At 36.2% G+C, this 4,110-nt stretch carries 5 protein-coding genes and 1 pseudogene; 4 read left to right on the top strand and 2 right to left on the bottom strand.

Features of this window, described 5'->3' with window-relative positions:
- Window positions 1-269 precede the first annotated feature (269 nt).
- Entirely contained in the window at window positions 270-1,034 is a 765-nt protein-coding gene (locus IM473_RS18865; RefSeq protein ID WP_287660013.1) for a tumor necrosis factor receptor family protein, read from the top strand.
- Window positions 1,034-1,612: a CPBP family glutamic-type intramembrane protease gene (locus tag IM473_RS18870; RefSeq protein WP_287660014.1), complete on the top strand. Its 579-nt coding sequence runs from the start codon at window positions 1,034-1,036 to the stop codon at window positions 1,610-1,612. The genes IM473_RS18865 and IM473_RS18870 overlap by 1 nt, the downstream gene beginning before the upstream one ends.
- Before the next feature lie 19 nt (window positions 1,613-1,631).
- Here the strand turns inward: IM473_RS18870 and IM473_RS18875 are convergent, their stop codons facing one another.
- Both IM473_RS18875 and IM473_RS18880 read right to left on the bottom strand, forming a co-directional pair.
- Entirely contained in the window at window positions 1,632-1,880 is a 249-nt protein-coding gene (locus tag IM473_RS18875) for a hypothetical protein (protein WP_287660015.1), read from the bottom strand.
- A gap of 7 nt (window positions 1,881-1,887) precedes the next feature.
- A complete protein-coding gene (locus IM473_RS18880) occupies window positions 1,888-2,694 on the bottom strand; it encodes an alpha/beta fold hydrolase (RefSeq protein WP_287660016.1) in 807 nt (268 codons plus the stop codon).
- Between the two features lie 445 nt (window positions 2,695-3,139).
- On the opposite strand from IM473_RS18880, the gene IM473_RS18885 reads away from it, so the two are divergent.
- Together IM473_RS18885 and IM473_RS18890 are read left to right on the top strand one after the other, a co-directional pair.
- On the top strand, window positions 3,140-3,754 hold the full coding sequence (locus tag IM473_RS18885) for a hypothetical protein (protein ID WP_287660017.1): 615 nt from the start codon (window positions 3,140-3,142) through the stop codon (window positions 3,752-3,754).
- Window positions 3,755-3,990: 236 nt separating this feature from the next.
- A pseudogene (locus tag IM473_RS18890) lies at window positions 3,991-4,110 on the top strand (transposase); the annotation flags it as partial.

Below are 4,110 nucleotides of genomic sequence, written 5' to 3' on the forward strand. Positions count from 1 at the left end.
AGAAAAGTTATTGAAGTTTTTGGAGGGATACAATGCTCTTTGACACACTAGAGTATTAAAACTAAGAGCAAAACGTGACGGGAAACCTAACCTAGATTTCGCTTGCCCTTGTTCTATCGATCGCATCCCCTAGTTTTTTTCTGGTCGAACCGGCGATCGATACTGCTCCGAATGCAGTTGTTAGGGATTCGGGCAACAAGCGATCGCTGTCCGGTTAGTAGATATGTTCGGCAATGATGCCAGTGCCACGGTTCAGGTGAGGTATAAAGATGAATAATAGTATAGAAACAATTACTAAAATAATCACGCTGGCAACTGTTACTTGTTATCTGGCAGGTGTATTAACAATTAATGGTTATTTATTCAGTTTGGGGACTTCGGCTTTTCCCTCTCTTAATCCGCGTTTTATTTATACAGGAACTATTGTTTCTCTATTCCTTTTATTTAATATTCTTTTGGCAGAAATTCTGAATTTTAGTCGTAGTGAAAAAATATTATTAGTCATATTAATTTCCTTGATTTTGTTCTATTTAGTTGTGCCTATTCTAAATCTTTCAGAGTTTGGAGATAATTATTTTTGGTCTTCATTGAAGTCAATTTTGTCAGATACCAAAATACGGCATGGCATATTTTGGACTTGTTTTTTGAGTCTCATTTCTACTCTTGTACTTTGGATTACTTGGTTTTTGTTTAAAAAACAACCAAATAACTTATTGAAATACTTTTTCGTTTTTTTGTCTCCAATAATATTAATTTACTATTTTAGTGCTTTTGGATATCACTTTTATCCTCTATTACCAGAACAATTTGGGGGAGGAAAGCCACGTCAGGTAGTCGTCACCCTAAAGGACAATGAAAATACTGATTTTACTCAACAGAAACAATATATTTTATTTGAAAGTGATAAAGACTATTTATTATGCTTAAAAGATGAAACAAATGAGAGTATTAAGATCGGACAAATCAATAAAGACGATATTAGATTCATAGAATTTATGCCCCCAAAAGCTGATTTTATTAAATGTCGTAAATAATGATAAATCATAATCTGTATCTTTTTACCGAAGAATCCATAATTAGACTGATTTTTGTCCGCCTAAATGAAGCTTTTTCGGTGACTCCATCTTTGGCTGACTGTGGGCTATCCCTCCTCCTCTTATTATTATTTACTTTAATTGTCTTACCTCTAGGATTTAGGTTTAACTTTATTAAAGTTGAAATACTAACCCTGTCATGGCCAAAACTAACCCGATTGCTTGTATTTCTCTTTTTCATGCCTGCAATGGGAGAGGAAATCATTTTCCGAGTTTTACTCTTGCCCAATGTTAATTTAGAAAACCCTTCGCTTATCTCCATGTTTGTGTGGGGAAGTATTAGCTTAATTGCTTATATTGTTTATCATCCTTTGAACGCTTTAACTTTTTATCGAGCAGGTTTTCCAACTTTTTTTAACCCAATTTTTCTGTTTTCAATGACACTACTAGGCGTAATCTGTACAATTTCCTATTTTAAATCTGGTTCACTTTGGCTCTCGGTAATAATTCATTGGCTCGTTGTGGTCGGATGGCTAATTTTTTTTGATGGATACAGGATGTTATCTAAAGCAAATTAGAGATCAAATTTGTCTTGTTTTAGTTGATAGTACCAGTGAGAATCAAGACGAAAGGGTCAATTTCATTGGGAGTATGCCAAGTTTGACGGGGTAAATCGAATAAAGCCCGCTGTTGCAGCTGTTTCTGCTCTCTAGTAGATTGCTGGTACTCGAAAATGTGATGCTTCCAAAGGAGAAGGTTCTCTTTGTCCACGACTAGCTTTTCTTGTTGGCAAGGGAGCTTGCGATCGCTCTCTTTAAACAGATTAATTTCATCAATTCTTCCCATTGTTCCGTTAACCAGTATCTAGTAACCAGTTTTCGACAATTCTAATTTGTTGTGGGGTCATCAAACTAGGTGCATGACCAGTTTTAGCAATCTCGATAACTTCTAAATCTGGTTTGAGAGATTGCATTTTAGCAATAGTTAATGGTAATAATAAATCAGATTTTTCTCCATGAATTAAAAGAGTTGGGCAGTTAATCTTTTGCCAGACTTCCCATAAGTCTATATCCTCTAGGTCAGGAAAACTGCGTAACAAATAAGCAATCTGAGGATCATAGTGAAGAATGTAACCTCCAGTTGCTTGAGGTTTTACGCTATGTTTAGCGATTTCTTGCCATTGTGATGTAGTGAGATGACCAAAACCAGAATAATTTTCCTTAACATAAGTCTGCACTTGGGAAAAATTCGCAAATTGACGTTGCCCAAATAGGACATATTTAGCAATTCTTTTTAGGGCTTCTTTCGGGATAAATGCTCCAACATCATTGAGAATTAAACGTTGAATAGGTGGGAGGGCTTTGGCAGCGATAAACATACCAATCAATGCCCCCAATGAGGTGCCAATCCAATCTACTTTGCCAATCTTTAAATGTTCTAATAAACTAAGAATATCGGCGATATATGTAGGATAAATATAATCCTCAGCTTTCTCTAACCAATCGCTTTGTCCCCTGCCGACAATATCAGGACAAATTACCCGATAATAACGGGACAAAGCCGAGGCTAAAGCATCAAAGTCTCGTCCTGTGCGAGTTAACCCATGCACACAAATTAAGACTTTAGGATTATCGCTATCCCCCCATTCAGTATAGGCCATTCTATGGGGAGGGTTTGAGCAATTAATATAGTTATATTTTCTGTTCAATTGCTAAAACCTCTGTTGTTGTAGTTTAGCTCAAGTTGATTATAGCGCTTTTGAAAAGCACTATAAATCTTTGCATTCATCTCTGGATTGCGATCGCTATCGGGGGATAGTTGTTTTTTGTTTAGGATTGTTCTCTTTTAGATCAACTCAGGTATTCTAGAAATATGGACATTTCAGATCGGTCTGATGGACTCTAGAACCTCTATGAGGTCTGGCATCGATTTTTTCGGTCTTAATTGAAATGACTATAGAAGGGTATTGCTAGACACAGGGACGTTATAAGGTAATTACCATTCCGATCACCCTGCTAATTGAGATGCTCTTGCAATACCTAGATAAACGCTTTCACAAATTGTCAAAAAAGTAAGAACTATTTAAGTTTAGAGTAGGGGATAATATGATTAAAACAACTATAAAAAGTATTTTTTGGGTGGGATGTATCACTGTCTTTATTAGTGGATGCAAAATAGAGCAAGATCGAGAAGTTACAGGCGGGGCATGGATGCAAGATAATATTATCAGAGGCTTAGAGATAAATGTTTGTAAAAGAGAAGCCATAGATCGATATTTAGTTATTCAAAAAAAAGAACAGGAAGCTTTTAACCAAGAACAAGATAAGAAAAGAAGTAATAATGCTTCTGGGATGATCAGAGGGTGGGAAGCAAATTTTTCATCGACAAAAATTATGGAAGAAATCAAGTCCATCATTAATAATTCTTCTCTTTGTTTAAAGAAAACTGCTACCGATATTGATGGAAAATTTAATTTTGTTTTAACCTCTAGCCAATTGCGGGAAGGCTATGCCTATTTGTGGAGTAATTATTATGAGCGTGAGTATAAGTGGAAATCTGATTTAACTGGTCATGTTAATACAGGTCGAAGCTATCATCACTGGATATTGAAAATACCAAGCGATAATAGTAAAGTACATTTGGATATGAACGGTTCTAATTCTTTAAGTTTTATAGATGATACGGGTAAGGGCTTGATTAAAACTAGACCTGAATTGTAACCAAATAATCGCATATTGAGATTATACTTGTTGATCTTCTTTTCCCCTGAGAATACCAAACCATTACCTAACGTCAGTTCGGGATAAGGGTGGAAAGAAAAGGCGGGGGCTAGTAAGCTGAAAAATATATAAACTCAGCACCCCCAACCCACCTATGTCTATTCTAGAAGCTCTTTTCTGTCCTTTGGATGACTTCTGCCGTGTATTTGAACCTCAATTAGAACAGACAAGGCTTTCAGCGGAACATGAAAAATCGCTTAATGCGCCTTCATGATAAGCTTTTATCCCGTAAGCGTTCTATTGTCGAGACTATTATTGACCAACTCAAGAACATCTCTGGGGTTGAACATTCCCGC

This window comes from Microcystis sp. M015S2 (assembly GCF_020245945.1).
Lineage (GTDB): Bacteria > Cyanobacteriota > Cyanobacteriia > Cyanobacteriales > Microcystaceae > Microcystis.